Here is a 14,591-nt window from a genome sequence, read left to right on the forward strand (position 1 = left end):
ATTAGTCTAAAGCTGCTTAACCAAATAATACACTGCCGCGGGCTCTGAATAGTTTGGCGCATGGTCGTAACTAAACACCGCATAATATTTAGCAATATCAGGGTTACCGAAATTATCGAGCGTATATTCATCTGGGCCACCGTAAAGCTTTACGCCATCAAACGGAGAACGCGGTGGGTGGAAGCAATTTCGCACCACAAAACAGCCAACAAAATCATCACTATCTGGATTTTGCCAAGTCAGTTTGACCACTCCATTTTCAACCTGTGCTTGTAACTCAGTCGGTGCGGGTAAAGCTTGATTACGACGCTTTATGTAGCGAATATTCAGCTCTGCATTACTCCACTCAATTAACGCATTTTTAGCTTGAGATTCAGCGGTAGCGCGGATCACAAAGTAATATGGGGTTTGTGTTTTATGCAAACGCGCCAGCTCTTTCAAGCTATAGCTGTCGAACATAAAATCATGGGCAGTGCGCTCTTTAAGCTGGGCGTTACTCACTTCGTAGCCGATATATTCGATTTTCTGACGCTGCTTAACGTGTTTAAAGTCGACGTCTTTTAACTCCACCAGCTCCACGGTAAAGCGTACGTCTTTGCTCGATGGCATTGAGTTTTGGCTGTACAAGGTTAAGCAAGCTTGGGTGAACACGGTTTTTTCTGGCTCTAACTCGTGTTGATGCTCAAACGCCATTTGCCCGTAGACGATTTCACCTTGGTCGTCGAAACCTGAACATAAGCTATCCGCAATCACTTTCTCTTGATAAATAGTATTACAGCTGTTTGGCGTCAGTTTTAAGCTTTGCTCTGGTAATTGATAGACCAACTCTAAATTAGGACGATAGTGTAAGCCGCTGCCAAATGGCCCATAACCAATGTCGAATTGCATGACTTGCGAGTCATTACCTAGTGGCAAACTGGTTGGCCCTTGTAAGCGTAAGATCAGTTTTTGATCGTCTAAAAGTTGAGAGATCAAATCTCGCTCGACACCATTAAACGACCATTTTAGCCAAATACCTTGGGTCATTTTATCAGACTCAATAGTCTCCCCCAGCGTATGCAAAGCAGGTGCTTCACAAATGGCATTGTAGTCATAGATATTATCGATTTGATTTGGATCGAGCACCGATATCGACCATTCACCATACTTCTCTATTTTCGCATTCACCCGATTCATCGGATATAAGAAAAACTCTGCCCGATCGATATGTGAGCCTTCTGGAATATTCGCCAAATCGAATACCACGACCCCCACGCTCGTGCCACGCTTTTTATCGACACCAATAAACATCGAATTATAACCAAAGCGTTCACGTGCCTTTTGTTGATAGTTAGCACTTAAATACCCAACTTGCTCTTTGGCTGGGAACAATGTGCGGCTACATTGATGCTCTGCCAATAAGGTTTTTAAACGCAGCTCAGGGCTAAACGGCGATTTAATTTTAGTGACTTTATCGACAGCACGGATGTTGTAAAAATAAAACTGTCCGCTTTCAAGTTGTGTATCGGTGAATGACAATGACTTGGTAATTGCCACTAAGTTAGCTTCATTACAGGGGCTTTTATTGTGTTCAGCACGATACAATTCAAAATAAATATCTTCGCGCTGTTCATATTCCCACTCAAGCTCCACGCTATCGTGACCCACTTGCTTTATGGTGAAGTCAGGTACTCTTGCAGGCGCAAGGTTTGAATAGTTAATCGCCTCACCCAACGCATAGGCAACCGCTGGAATATTCTCGGCCACACTCTGCGCCATATTCTTCATATAATCAGGTATGTTACGGGTACCTACCTCAACAACTGTGGCGATAATCCCTTTGCGATAATAATACTCGCGGCCGCTACCCTGGATCAGCTGTGCAGGCGGCTTGCCACGATGAATACCATACTGGCGCCCCGTGACTTTTTTAATCTCGTTATTCATGTTGGCACACAACACATTTAAATCTGTGCCTTCAATCTCAACTTCGTGATTAAACTTATGGGCCGGAAAGAACACATTCCCCTGTGAATGGTAATCAAGGGCAATACAAATATTGCTGCGCTTTTCGACGAAGTCACGGATGGCACAGGTTTCAGGCTCTGAAAATGCATGTGGACCACCATAAGTGTTCGACTGCGTATTGCTGTTACGCATGAATTTAGCGTCAAAGTTGCGGTTAAGATCAACCCCAAAAGTGCCATCACCATTATTGCGGCGGTTCTTACGCCAAAATGAAAAGTGATTCCGCGAGTATTCAAAACCATCGGGGTTTAGGCAGGGCACCATATACAGCGTGTTTCGTGTTAACGCTGTTTGTAACTTAGGGTTAAAGCGATAGTTGTCTATAACATACTGAATAAACTTGATCGCTAACTCATTCCCTATCCATTCCCGTGCGTGAATGGTGCCCGTATACAATAACGCGGGTTTGTCATCCGCATAGGTGACATCCAATGACAAAGTAACCAGCATAATGGGCCTGCCCTCCCAGGTTTCACCGATACTTTGCAAACGAATTAAATGCGGATGTTCACTCATCGCTTTTTGTAAAAAATCGATGGTGTCTTGATACGACGCGTATTGTATTTTCATGCCTACTTCCCGTTATGCTTTTGTAAAGGCGTGCCAGTGATCAACGATTTTCTCTAGCTTTTTCGCTTTGAGGTTTTTTACAACACACAGCTGTTCAGGCTCAGTATTTAAAGCCTCAACCACGCCAGTTGCACCAAACGTCGCCAAGATGTCATCAATCATTTTGTCACCCACGCCTTTGACTTCACCCAGCATGGCGCGAATTTGTGACTCATCAAATGCCACATTCGGTAAATCGGTTTCAGACATGACTTCATCACTGCCCGGCACTGGTTGCATGGCTGACGCCGCGACCTCTTTGGCTGGCAGTTTAAAGTTATCTTGTAGATTCCAGATCTCACTTGGCCACTCTTCACCTGCGCGGTATTGAGTATCAAAGATTGGATATCTTTGCTCTGTCATATCAGTAAATAATTCGCCGCAGTCTTGGCTCGGGGTATATTTAGAGAAGCCAATATGGCGCATAGTGCGAAGGAAGCGTGCATCAATTTTGCCCAGCTCTTCCCAGTTATAAATAGGAATATTTGGCTTGCGAAAACGTCCTTCGCCCAATAGCCACATCAAGTACTGGCCAATCCAATCACGAATATAAGGAAAGGCTGCAAAGGCAGTAGCACACTCTAAAATACGTAGCTTACCATCTTTGCCTAGCGCAATATCACAGGCCCAATATTCTGCATTCGCTGCTTTTGAAGTTTTAGTCGCTAAATCAAGTACTGACTTTGGAATACCTTGGTAGTCCATGCTACCGCCCTGACTGGTGTTAGTTAGCCACTCCCCCTCAGGCGGACGACGCCAGAATGCACAAACGGGCTTGTGACCGATTAGCATAACGCGGATATCAGCTTCCATAGGTACAAAATCTTGAACATACACGGGGTAATAACGCTTTTCACTCAACAGGCTCTGCGCCTCTTCGAAGCTATCTACCTTATGGACGAAGTAACCACCATAATTCGATGGGCCGTAAGAACGTTTAATAATCTTCGGGTAAGTCGCTGAGGCAAGATAGGACTGTGCTTTTTCAGGAATATAGAAAATTTCTGTATGTGGAATAGGTAAATCGTACTTGCGACAAAAGTGGGTGACATTTTCTTTTGATTTATTAGAAAACTGACTATCTAGCGACGGTAAAAAACGCACATTGGGTAGAGCACGGGCAATGTCACGAAATGTCTCGTAAGCCGTAGCTGGAATATTCCCAATCAACACGTCGATTTTTTTACGCTTCACTTCTGCAATAAAGCGGGCTTTGTCATTGCCCCAATGATAAGTCACTTGCTCAATTTTATCGGGCCAACCTTTAAAGTTCGATTTATCAAAAAAGCGCAGTACATAGTCTAAGTAAAGTAGACCGATTTTAGGCAGTGAGGTTTTCTTCGTCATGATTTAAGCCACCTTGGCAGATTGCAGTGAAAGTTTGCGTTGTACAGTTTTGTCTATCAACTCGACCATGGCCGAGATTTTGCTTTGATTAAAGTTAATCCCCAGCGCTTCTTGCTCTGGTGTTGCAAAAGCAGGGATAGTATTGACTTCGAGCACCACGTATTCTTCTCGCTCACGGTCGTAAATAAGGTCAACTCCTGCGATTTCTAAACCGAGAGTTTCTGTGGCTTTTACTGCAATATCGACCACTTCATCATTTGGCTCGCGCACGAATACAGAGCCGCCGCTGGTGATGTTGGTTTTCCAATCGTCTTTTGGAGCCTTACGGCCATAACAGCCCACACATTTACCATCTACAATATCAATACGATAGTCAGTGTTGTCATAGTTGATAAAGCGCTCTACGTAGAAATAACGTAAGTCGGTGCGGCTTAAAAAGGGCATTAACATGTCAAGCGCCTGCTCAGAGTCAATTTTTACTATGCCAACGCCGCCCCAGCCGTCGGTTGGTTTGTAAACCAGCTTGCCGCCGAAGTCGCGGATCGCTGACTTTAAGCCGTCCATGTCGTTCTTGTGGCATAAGCGGTAATCTGGTGTCACGATGCCTTGTGAGCTTAGTAAGTGAGAGGTACGGAATTTATCTTCAGCAATTGAGAAAGCATTGTAATTATTCAGCGTTGGAATGGTTTCGCTCAATGTTTGATACAAATAAAGCTGATACTGAGTTTGCTGTCCGGCGTTGTAGCTTAAAAACGTATCTAGCTTTTCCATGGCAATGCCATTGCAAATAATTGAGCCGCCTTGCGCTCTGGCATCTCTTAAATTTAATCCTGTTGAGGTTTGAATGCCTCGCTCAGCCAAAGCGTGAACTAGTTTTTGCTCGATGGCTTTACCGCCACCATTTTCGTACATCCAAATGCCTACATGAGGTGCTGTCACAATATGCTCCTTGTTTTCAAAACGGGTGTAGCACAAAAGGGTTCTTTGCGCTGTTGGCCGCAATTTAAACGGATCAAGATGACACTTTTTTGACCAATTGCAGCGAACAAAATTTGTTCATAAAACATTCACCTCCTTGAAACATAGTGTCGAGAAACTGGCGGCAAATAAATACAGGGAAATCCGTTATGACACAGATCGATTTTGAAGAATTAGCAACCCTTATTCGTTGTAATTCTCATAGTAAAAACAAAGCAGGGATCGATGAACACGGCGAGCAAATGATAGCGCTGCTTGCGCCTTTAGGCTTTGCTATAACACGTTACCAAAGAGAAAATATTGGTGATCATTTGCTTTTCCATACGCCCGGGAGAGCGGGTAAAAAGATCTTATTGCTCGGCCACCTAGATACTGTTTATCCGCCCAATACCTTTACCGAGTTTAAACAAGATGAAGACTGGGTATATGGTCCAGGTGTTTGCGATATGAAAGGCGGTAACTTTGTCGCACTAAATGCACTTCGTAATTTAAAAGCGGAATTTGGCCCACTCTACAACATCGATTTTTTATTGGTCAGTGATGAAGAAACTGGCAGCGATGACAGTAAATATTTAACCGCAAAACTCGCCAAAGACTATGACGCGTGTTTGGTATTTGAAGCAGCGGGTAAAGATCATGAAGTCGTTATTGGCAGAAAAGGTATAGCAACATTCGATATTGAGATCATTGGTAAAGCCGCCCATGCTGGCAATCACTACGCCGATGGCATCGATGCAAACTATGCACTGGCAAATATGCTCACAGAAATGACTGCCCTGACCGATCTAAAAAAAGGCAGTACCGTGAATGTTGGTAAAATTTCAGGCGGTTTAAGCACTAATACCATTTCGCCTAAAGCCAGCATGATGGTCGAAGCTCGCTTCAAAACGCTTAAAGAGCAACAACGTTTACTCAAAGGCATAGAAAATATCTGCTTTGCTATGGAAATCACCGGTGTGCAAATTAACGTAAACGGTGGCTTACAACGTGGTGTGATGAGCCCAGATTCAATGCAACAGCAATTACTCGACGAGATTGCCATGATCTTAGATAAACCATTGAAAACCGAACAACGTGGTGGCGTCTCAGATGCGAACGTAGTCAGTGCAGCCGGCATACCTACCTTAGATGGATTTGGCCCATACGGCGATGGCGACCATACCATTCACGAGCGCGCTTTAAAAAGCAGTTTTGAGTTACGTATTAAACAAGTGACACAAATACTGTCTGCATGGTGTTTTAGCTCGCAAAGCCAAGAGAAGCAACTCGACTCTGAAGTAGTTTAATTTTATTTGAGCCCATTTTTAGAGAGGAGGCAAACGCTTCCTCGCTAAACATAATTATAAACCGACTGTTCTTAGATTTAATTCTGACACTTAGGGCAATACACGGTACTTCGCTGGCCTAAGCGAATTTCTTTCAGCACAGTTTTACAGGTCACGCACTCTTCGCCTTTACGTCCATAAACCAGTAATTGCTGGGCAAAATAACCCGGTTTACCGTCAGACTGCGCGAAGTCTTTCAGTGTGGTACCGCCTTGGGTGATTGCCGCAGCAAGTGTGTCTTTGATGATTGGCGTGAGTAATTTATAGCGCTTTAACGAGACCTTGCCCGCTTCGCGTTTTGGATGAATGCCCGCTTTGAACAGCGATTCGTTGGCGTAAATATTACCGACCCCCACAACCATATGGTTATCCATAATAAATTGCTTTATAGGCACCTTCTTGTTGCGAGAACAGTCAAACAAATGCTCGGCAGTGAAATCATCGGTTAGTGGCTCAGGCCCTAGCTTTGCGAACAACACATGAGATTCATTCGGTGCTTGCCATAAACACGCACCAAAACGACGGGCATCATTTAAACGTAACGCTTTGCCATTATCGAAGTGGATCTCAATATGATCATGTTTTTTTAGCGGCTCACTGATTGGCACAATGCGTAGGTGCCCCGACATACCCAAGTGTAAAATCACACTGCCAATATCCGTATCGAGCATTAAATATTTCGCTCGACGGCGCACACTGTTGATCGCCAGCCCTTCGATGTCTTTCACTTCATCTGGCACTGGCCAACGGAGGCTTGCATTGTGTACCAATACTTTGCTGACTGTTTGTTTTTCAATGTGTGGGCTAATACCTAAACGGCTGACTTCGACTTCTGGTAATTCAGGCATGTAGTTCTCTAATGTCTATTTCTTTTAATATGTTGAGATTATACCAATCCACTTAACTAAGTGGTCTATTTTTAGGCAAGAAAACCTTGTTGGTAGCACCGCTCACGCGTCCTGCTAACGCTGAGGTACCTACATCCATGTAGGCAAGGCAAATATTTCGTTATTTAGTTGTTCTAAATGGGAAATCTTTAACGCAGCTATCATCAGGTTTAATCCCTCAAAATGATTAAGTGTTATTGCGGATTGGTATTACTGTGCTGTTGCTTGCGCTAAGTTGAGCGGCTCAAACAGTTGATACGCCAGCTCTGACTCTAAGATCAACCAAGATTGCTGTTGCTTATCAAAAATATAGTATTGCTCAGCATCTCGATAGAGTTGAAAGCTCCAAGGTAACTCCTCACCTGCTAACCAAAACTGTGCCACACTGACGGCTTGGCTGCTCGGCAAAGAAATATCTGTCAGCTCTAACTCAACTTGTTGCCATGCATCGATCAACAAAGGCAGTTGATTCGGACTTATTTGCCATGGCCCTTCACTGCGCCAAGCTGTGCCAATGCGTTCAATTTTGAAGCCGGGAAAAGCCAATGTCAGTACAAACGTTTGTTCAGGTAAGAGACGCTGAGAGCCAGACGCTTGCTGATTCGGGTTAAGCTTATTATGTAAGCCATTTAAAAAGAAGATCATGATCAGCATGGCGAAAATCACCACGTTATTCCATGCTTTACGACTCAATCCCATGCGTTTGCCTCTAAGACTTTATTTTGCACCAATTTTATTCATTGATGGATATAATTGACAGTACTAACATACTTACTGCCTGCTTGTTTATGACTTCATAACTTGACGATTTCCGAATACTGGACCGGATCAAGTGCTTCAATAATTGATCATATATTGAATATAATTGGTATCAATAAATATTAGTTTTGCAGTGTATCGGAAAACATCTTCACTGTGGAGCATGCTAATAACCTGTTTTGCGCCTGTTAGGCTTAGATTTAGGTCTAAAAATGCATCGACTTGCTATTAAACTGTCGTGATTGTTTGCTAGAATATCGCGCAAAATTTAAGGAGTTCCGTCCATGGCAATGTATGTAGTGGGTCATAAGATCCCTGATTCAGATTCTATTTGTGGTGCAATTGCACTTGCATATTTAAAAAATCAAATTGGTGAAGCCGCAATCGCAACGCGTTTAGGCGATGTCTCACCTGAAACTCAGTTCATTCTAGACACGTTTGGTTTTGACGCACCTGAGCTTAAAATGAGCTACGCAGGTGAAGAGGTTTACATCGTAGACCATACAGAAAAAACACAAGCACCAGATGACATTGATGAAGCAACGGTTGTGGGTGTTGTTGACCACCACAAACTAGGCGACTTAACGACGTCGACACCGCTTGAGTGTTGGATCCGCCCTGTGGGTTGTTCAAACACCATCATCAAGATGATGTATGACTTCTACGGTGTTGAAATTCCAAAGAACATCGCAGGTCTGATGTTAGGTGCAATCCTATCTGATACTGTAATCTTCAAGTCACCAACTTGTACGACTGCTGACATCAAGTGTGTTGAAGTGCTTGCTGAAATCGCAGGTATTGAAGACTTCAAAGCATTCGGCATGGAAATGTTTAAAGTTAAATCAGCGGTTGAAGGCACACCTGCTCGCGACCTAGTTATGCGTGACTTTAAAGACTTCAACATGAACGGTAACCTAGTCGGTATCGGTCAGTTAGAAGTAATCGACCTATCTGTATTTGACGACATCAAAGCCGATCTTGAAGCTGACATTGCAAAGCTTAAAGAGGAAGGTGGCCGTCACTCTGTGTTCTTACTACTTACAGACATCATGAAAGAAGGTTCACAAATGCTTATCGCATCTAATGACGAAGGCATTGTTGAAACAGCATACGGTGTTGCGCCTGAGCAAAGCCGCGTATGGTTAGATGGTGTACTAAGCCGTAAAAAGCAAGTCGTACCACCACTACAAGATGCGTTTGCATAAGCAATAACTAGCAAGTTATGTGAATAGCTGATAAAACCGAAGCAATGTCTTCGGTTTTTTATTGCCAATAATCTATGCAGCAACATGTATCTAGCCCACTACACATCGAGCCCGGTGTACTAGCTATTTTTGGCACAGTGCCAAAAACCGCAGCCCATCAGCACACGCTTATTCAGATCACCTTGCCTATGGGTGACGCAGATATGCGCCTTACTCTGCCAAATCAAGATGAAATACAGCTCACTGGTGCAAACATCATTAATCAAACAATTAGCCATCAGCTCACCATGCAATCTGGTTGGGTGATTTTAATCGAGCCAAGCTGCAATTTTGGCAAGCAACTTACAGCAAAACTGGCTAACAAAGCCTTTATTGAAATCGAAATTAATAAAAACGTAGACAGCACTCAAAGCCTCAGTGAGTTGCTCGGTTTGTGTGGTTTAACCCATGCACTTCAAACCATACTTGATGCACGTATAGCTCGCTTACTCGATAAGCTTAATCTCTGCATTGGCAAGGAGTGTGTAAAACCACAACGGTGGCGCGCAGCAGACATTGCCGCAGAGCTCAACTTATCTGAAAGTCGCTTTTTGCATCTGTTTAAAGACACCATGCAAATACCGTGGCGACCTTATTTATTATGGCGACGTTTGATCTGTGCAGTACATACATTACAACAAGGAAAAACCGCCACAGAAGCGGCGTATATTGCAGGTTTCTCAGACAGCGCGCATTTGAGTCGCACCTTTAAAAAGCAGTTTGGAATAAGTTTAAGGGAATACTCTAAAAAGCGTCAAGGCGAAGATAATCATAACGGGATTTAACCAGCATCCCGAGGATCATCGGCATATCTGCCGACTCTTTATATCGCGCTTGCTTCGACATGGTTTTAAACTCATCGCCAAAATAGCCCGGCGCACCTTGAAAAGTAATCACAGCATACTTTGCAAGATCGCTGATAGAGTCGGGCGATAAATTACGCTCAGATAAAGAAAACACCATAGGTTTATAGGTAACAATAGGCTCACTGATATAAAAGTTATCGCTATCTTTTGCAAAGAATATCGGTGCCATTAGATCGTACTGGCCCGAGCGAACTAATTTTTCAGCACGGCCGAGCGCGACAAAATGCAAATTAACAGAATAGCCGAGCTGCCTGAGCACGGCTTTGGTCAAATCTAAATCTATGCCGCTGTAGAGTTGATGATTTATGGTATGAGGCGGCCCTTCGCTGGTGACTAGGTTTAGGGCGTGAGTAATATGAGAAAAGCACAATGAAAATAAAAAAGCACGGTATTTTACAAACGACCCTTTTCCTCTATTTCGTTTATGAAAATGACTGTGCATCTTAATTCCATGCTATGTAAGCCCGATTTACTCACCTTTAAGTTTAGGAGTAATCACGAGGAGGTAAAGTACTGTACTGACAAAAATGTCAAATTAGCCCACGCAACTCCTAGTAAGCTCGCAGGCCATCAAGATTTAGAAAATTAATTAATCATTACGCTCTAATATCTCTAGTGTTGCTTTGACAACAGTATCTGGATGTTCAAAAAACACTTGATGACTGGCGTTTTCAAGTACGTAATATTTTCCTTGGGTTTTATTAGCAATCCCTTTACTCCATTGCGTCCCCTCTTGCTGCCACTTTATAAGACCCGGCTTTTCTTCTTCAGTCGCATTAGCAATATCTAAACGCTCAAAGTCGCCGTCAATTACACTAATAGGCACATTTATATTGTGCTGTAATGGCTCTGCAATATTCAGATCATCATGATAGTTCATCATTTCTTTTATACGTGTTACTTGATTTTCGACTTGCAACCGCAGCTCAGTTACTTGGTTATAGTAGACCCAATCCATTTTCTCTTGATGGTTTGAAGGAATGAGCTTGACGATCTCTTCACGTTCAATGGCAATACGCTCACGACTCTTTTCTGTCCAATTTCCGCCACGTACATGCTCAACATATTCACTTTTATATTTTCGCAGGCCCGCAACCACGCCACTTTGATATTGAGCAATCGAGTGAGGCAGTAAAATATCGGGATCAGCCCACACAATACCATTCACCTGAATTTCAGGGTTGGGATTATGTAAGTACATGAGAGTCGCTAAGTTGCTGTTGGCGAAACTCAAGAATGTTACTTTTTTAATATCTAATAAGCTCAGTAGTTCAGGCAAATCTGCCGCCAGTTGTTTGAATGAAGGTTCTTCTGCATCGGAGCTCCAAGCATTCCCCAGCCTATCTATTACATGCACTCTTGCATGCTCCGCAAGTAATGGTTGTACAAGTGAGGCCCAGGCGGAGTCGCTGTGAAAAAACTTGTTCGCACCAGAGAGGATCACCACATCTCCCTTTTCAGTTTGTTTACCCATACTTCTAACATGGTAGTTTTTAGTATTCACCGTATAAAGCGCTGAGTATTCAGGTAAAGCATACGCGCTGCTTTGATTAAAAAAGTCTAATAGCTGGTTTGAGGTTGAGTAGTTTTCAAAAGACCAAGCATGACCGCCTCCATCAATGCTGACTAATTTGCTTAATAATTTAGTGTCGGTTGAAGAACGATATAATTTCTCAGTAACGCGCTCACTGGGCGTACTTTCAGACACTATGGCATCAGGTATGGTCTGGCTAGTAATTAATTCGACGGCTTTAGGCGCCGAAATAAGCCCAAAGTTATGATGTACCAGACCTTGATAAGGTAAGACTCTATCTGCAGTGCCTTGCACTAACATATAACTTGTTGGATCTGAGATACTACACATACTCGATAACCTATCTGACATAGGCGATGCCACACTTGCGATAGCTTGAAACTTTTCACTGAACTTACACAGCATGTTTTGGCTGAACAGCCCACCTTGAGAAAAACCGACCGCGTAGTTTTCACCTTCCAACAAATTATATTCGGCATGCATTTTATCAATCAATTGAACGATAAATTCGACATCTTTAGCACCCAAACGATGTGCAATATTGCACTCACACCCTTCATCCCACTCTACCTCCTTAGATTTAGGATAAATTACAAGATAGTCATCGCTTAATAGCTCAAATCGCGTCATGCGTTGCATACGCTTTTCTGTTCCTCCTGAACCATGAAAAGCAAATAATAGTTTGTATGCTTTTCCTTCTTTAAGTCCACCTTCAGGGAAGGCCAAGGTATAAAAACGATCTCCCAAACTTAAGTGTAAACCACTTGAGGTTTCCTCTGGTGTTTCATTGAGTTCAACGTTTTCTGTGGGGTGACTCTGGCTTCCACAAGCTTGTAGCGTACCAGACAATACAAGGGCTAATAATAACTTTTTCATTTGTCTCTCCTGTTTTGCCAAGAGACTAAATTTGCTGCTACATTATTGTCACAACCTTTAATCGAATTTATCGTTACCTTTTGCTTACCTAAAAAATAAGTATAAAAAACATTAGGCTAGGTATGAAATATCAAATCCACGACATCATCTTTGATACTCAAGAAAAAGCGCTTTTTCATAATGGAGAAAGCGTTTTATTGGAAGCCAAGTCTTATCACCTATTATTAGCCTTTATTCACAGTAACGAACCAGTTCTATCGAGAGATAAATTAATTGAGTTGGCCTGGCCACAACAAGTCGTCTCTGACGGTGCGGTAAACAAAGCGATTTCTAAACTTAGAAGTCATCTAGAACAGCTATCACCAGATGTTGAATTTATTGTCACCAAGCCAAAGTTTGGCTATCAATTTTGCGCACCTGTAAAAATACTGTCAGAGCCTAATAACACACTGGGCTCCGCAACCTTAAAACCGTCTATAAGACCTCAAAATAGATGGGTAATCATCGTCATTAGCGCCATCTTGCTTGTCTCGCTATTTTTCTTATACATAGATAGCACTGGGCAAAGCATGGTAGAGAAAACCAAAAAAATTGAGTTTAACCAGTTTAGATTTACCGCGCTCGATGGGGTAGAAACCAAGCTAAGCAGTTCAAAAAACGGGCAAGTGTTATTTATTAATACTGATGTAAACGGTCAAGCATCACTGTACTTGAGGGTAAATAAAGACATCCCAAAAGTATTGCCCATAAACCTGACTGACGTTCGAGATATTCGACTTGCTCCAAATGGGCAAGTCATCGGAGTGGTGTCTCAAAATAGGGAAAGCTGCTTCATAGAGCAAATATCTCTCGTTTCTTTTAATAAAAAGACGTTGCTCGATTGTAGTCAGTTTTCAGATGTAAAAATTGCATGGCACTACGATATGCAGAGGCTCTTTATTCAAGCCAGAACAAATAACGCCATGCCCTATCAAATATATCAATTTAAGATAGCAACTCAGGTGCTAGAGCAGATCTCTTTGCCACAAAAACACGCGGCTTTAAATGGTGACTTTCGATTGTCCGCCCACCCCACTCAACCCCGTTTAGCATTTGCTCGATATCTTGAGTCTGATCGCAGTGAAATTCATGTACTAAACACCCATACACGAGAAAAGCTGGCAACTTATCCTGTACCGAATGTGGTTGGTGCTTTAGCCTGGGACGCAGAAAATGATGTGCTGTTTTTTACTGTAGAAAAGACCTTACTTCAAATTGATACTCAAAGCGGTTCTGAACACGTCATCAAACAACTAAGCTATCCGGTTGAGTCAATTACCAGTACCTTCTCACCTAATGGCAAGGTATTACTCGCGACTCAATATCACCCTAGCAGTCGTATAAAAAGATATGACCTCAACACACAGAAAAGCCAAACCATGCTTAACAATGCCGCGCTCAACCGTTTGCCAAGGCAAACTGTTAATCAGTCACTGTTGTTTCTCTCAGATATGATGGGCACGCATGATTTATGGCAGCTTAGAGGCGAAGAGCTATACAGGTACCCGCTGCCATTTGAGTTTGGCTTTCGACGCTTTCAAATTGATAACCAAAAAGAGCATGTGCTTTTTGAACAACAAGGCGCTTTATTTGAGCTTAATTTACTCACCAATGAAGTCAATAAACTCATAACTGCTGAGCATAAGGCCTATGTTGCTAACTATAGTCAAGACGATCAAAGTGTCATTTATAGCAGTCAGAAAAGCGGTCAATGGCAATTGTGGCTGTTTAATAAAATAACGTTAACCCATACCCAATTAACACAGTATGGTGGCTATAGTGGCTACCAATATCAAGATGGACTGATTTTCTCAAAAAGAAACCAATCTGGACTTTGGCGCTTATTTGAGGGAGAAGAAACCCTGCTTATTAAAGATTTTAGCAACATAAACTGGCTCAACTTCCAACTGATTAAAGACAAGGTTTACTTTTATCGCAAAGGCTCTGGCATCTGGTGCTATAACTTAACAACAGAAGAAACCGAAAAAGTCATGGCGAGTAATCAACATTTCATCAACCAGTTCCATGTTAATTCAGCACAAACTGCAATTTTATTTGCTGAGCTCAAGCCTATTCAAGGTGATGTGCAAGGCTTTGTAATTCATGACATGCTCTGACTC

Annotated in this window: 11 protein-coding genes; 4 read left to right on the top strand and 7 right to left on the bottom strand. The window is 42.7% G+C overall.

The genetic code is table 11. The annotated features are described in order from the left end of the window. Window positions 1-6: 6 nt before the first annotated feature. The 3 genes from ABMY35_RS03720 to ABMY35_RS03730 are packed head-to-tail and all read right to left on the bottom strand — an operon-like array spanning window position 7 to window position 4,902. Window positions 7-2,577: a M14 family zinc carboxypeptidase gene (locus ABMY35_RS03720; RefSeq protein WP_349285067.1), complete on the bottom strand. Its 2,571-nt coding sequence runs from the start codon at window positions 2,575-2,577 to the stop codon at window positions 7-9. Between the two features lie 12 nt (window positions 2,578-2,589). Then, window positions 2,590-3,963, bottom strand: coding sequence for a hypothetical protein (locus tag ABMY35_RS03725; RefSeq protein WP_349285068.1), 1,374 nt, complete (start codon window positions 3,961-3,963; stop codon window positions 2,590-2,592). Window positions 3,964-3,966: 3 nt separating this feature from the next. After that, window positions 3,967-4,902, bottom strand: a complete 936-nt coding sequence (locus ABMY35_RS03730) for an ATP-grasp domain-containing protein (protein ID WP_349285069.1) — start codon at window positions 4,900-4,902, stop codon at window positions 3,967-3,969. Window positions 4,903-5,090: 188 nt separating this feature from the next. On the opposite strand from ABMY35_RS03730, the gene ABMY35_RS03735 reads away from it, so the two are divergent. Next, window positions 5,091-6,227: a M20 family metallopeptidase gene (locus tag ABMY35_RS03735; RefSeq protein WP_349285070.1), complete on the top strand. Its 1,137-nt coding sequence runs from the start codon at window positions 5,091-5,093 to the stop codon at window positions 6,225-6,227. 77 nt (window positions 6,228-6,304) lie between these two features. On the opposite strand, the gene mutM is transcribed toward ABMY35_RS03735, so the two are convergent. Continuing rightward, window positions 6,305-7,114 carry a bifunctional DNA-formamidopyrimidine glycosylase/DNA-(apurinic or apyrimidinic site) lyase gene (gene mutM / locus ABMY35_RS03740; protein WP_349285071.1) on the bottom strand — a complete coding sequence of 270 codons (810 nt, stop codon included), beginning with the start codon at window positions 7,112-7,114 and terminating at the stop codon, window positions 6,305-6,307. Window positions 7,115-7,363: 249 nt separating this feature from the next. After that, window positions 7,364-7,852: a hypothetical protein gene (locus ABMY35_RS03745; RefSeq protein WP_349285072.1), complete on the bottom strand. Its 489-nt coding sequence runs from the start codon at window positions 7,850-7,852 to the stop codon at window positions 7,364-7,366. Between the two features lie 344 nt (window positions 7,853-8,196). On the opposite strand from ABMY35_RS03745, the gene ABMY35_RS03750 reads away from it, so the two are divergent. Continuing rightward, window positions 8,197-9,117, top strand: a complete 921-nt coding sequence (locus ABMY35_RS03750) for a manganese-dependent inorganic pyrophosphatase (RefSeq protein ID WP_349285073.1) — start codon at window positions 8,197-8,199, stop codon at window positions 9,115-9,117. A 74-nt stretch (window positions 9,118-9,191) separates the two neighbouring features. Continuing rightward, window positions 9,192-9,941 (top strand): AraC family transcriptional regulator, encoded by a 750-nt coding sequence (locus ABMY35_RS03755; protein ID WP_349285074.1) that lies wholly within the window; start codon window positions 9,192-9,194, stop codon window positions 9,939-9,941. Here ABMY35_RS03755 and ABMY35_RS03760 read toward each other — a convergent pair. Both ABMY35_RS03760 and ABMY35_RS03765 read right to left on the bottom strand, forming a co-directional pair. After that, window positions 9,901-10,464: a transporter substrate-binding domain-containing protein gene (locus ABMY35_RS03760; protein ID WP_349285075.1), complete on the bottom strand. Its 564-nt coding sequence runs from the start codon at window positions 10,462-10,464 to the stop codon at window positions 9,901-9,903. The genes ABMY35_RS03755 and ABMY35_RS03760 overlap by 41 nt on opposite strands. 147 nt (window positions 10,465-10,611) lie before the next feature. Further along, window positions 10,612-12,432: an alpha/beta hydrolase gene (locus ABMY35_RS03765; protein WP_349285076.1), complete on the bottom strand. Its 1,821-nt coding sequence runs from the start codon at window positions 12,430-12,432 to the stop codon at window positions 10,612-10,614. Between the two features lie 122 nt (window positions 12,433-12,554). Here ABMY35_RS03765 and ABMY35_RS03770 point away from each other — a divergent pair, with 122 nt between their 5' ends. After that, complete coding sequence (locus tag ABMY35_RS03770; protein ID WP_349285077.1) at window positions 12,555-14,588, top strand: winged helix-turn-helix domain-containing protein; 2,034 nt, start codon at window positions 12,555-12,557, stop codon at window positions 14,586-14,588. The last annotated feature ends 3 nt before the right edge of the window (window positions 14,589-14,591 follow it).

This window comes from Pseudoalteromonas sp. BZB3 (assembly GCF_040104455.1).
Lineage (GTDB): Bacteria > Pseudomonadota > Gammaproteobacteria > Enterobacterales > Alteromonadaceae > Pseudoalteromonas.

Bases quoted from the DNA above. Each gene is read 5' to 3' on its own strand.
- ABMY35_RS03720 (WP_349285067.1), bottom strand. From the start codon at position 2,577: ATGAAAATACAATACGCGTCGTATCAAGACACCATCGATTTTTTACAA.
- ABMY35_RS03725 (WP_349285068.1), bottom strand. From the start codon at position 3,963: ATGACGAAGAAAACCTCACTGCCTAAAATCGGTCTACTTTACTTAGAC.
- ABMY35_RS03735 (WP_349285070.1), top strand. From the start codon at position 5,091: ATGACACAGATCGATTTTGAAGAATTAGCAACCCTTATTCGTTGTAAT.
- mutM (WP_349285071.1), bottom strand. From the start codon at position 7,114: ATGCCTGAATTACCAGAAGTCGAAGTCAGCCGTTTAGGTATTAGCCCA.
- ABMY35_RS03745 (WP_349285072.1), bottom strand. From the start codon at position 7,852: ATGGGATTGAGTCGTAAAGCATGGAATAACGTGGTGATTTTCGCCATG.
- ABMY35_RS03750 (WP_349285073.1), top strand. From the start codon at position 8,197: ATGGCAATGTATGTAGTGGGTCATAAGATCCCTGATTCAGATTCTATT.
- ABMY35_RS03755 (WP_349285074.1), top strand. From the start codon at position 9,192: ATGCAGCAACATGTATCTAGCCCACTACACATCGAGCCCGGTGTACTA.
- ABMY35_RS03760 (WP_349285075.1), bottom strand. From the start codon at position 10,464: ATGCACAGTCATTTTCATAAACGAAATAGAGGAAAAGGGTCGTTTGTA.
- ABMY35_RS03765 (WP_349285076.1), bottom strand. From the start codon at position 12,432: ATGAAAAAGTTATTATTAGCCCTTGTATTGTCTGGTACGCTACAAGCT.
- ABMY35_RS03770 (WP_349285077.1), top strand. From the start codon at position 12,555: ATGAAATATCAAATCCACGACATCATCTTTGATACTCAAGAAAAAGCG.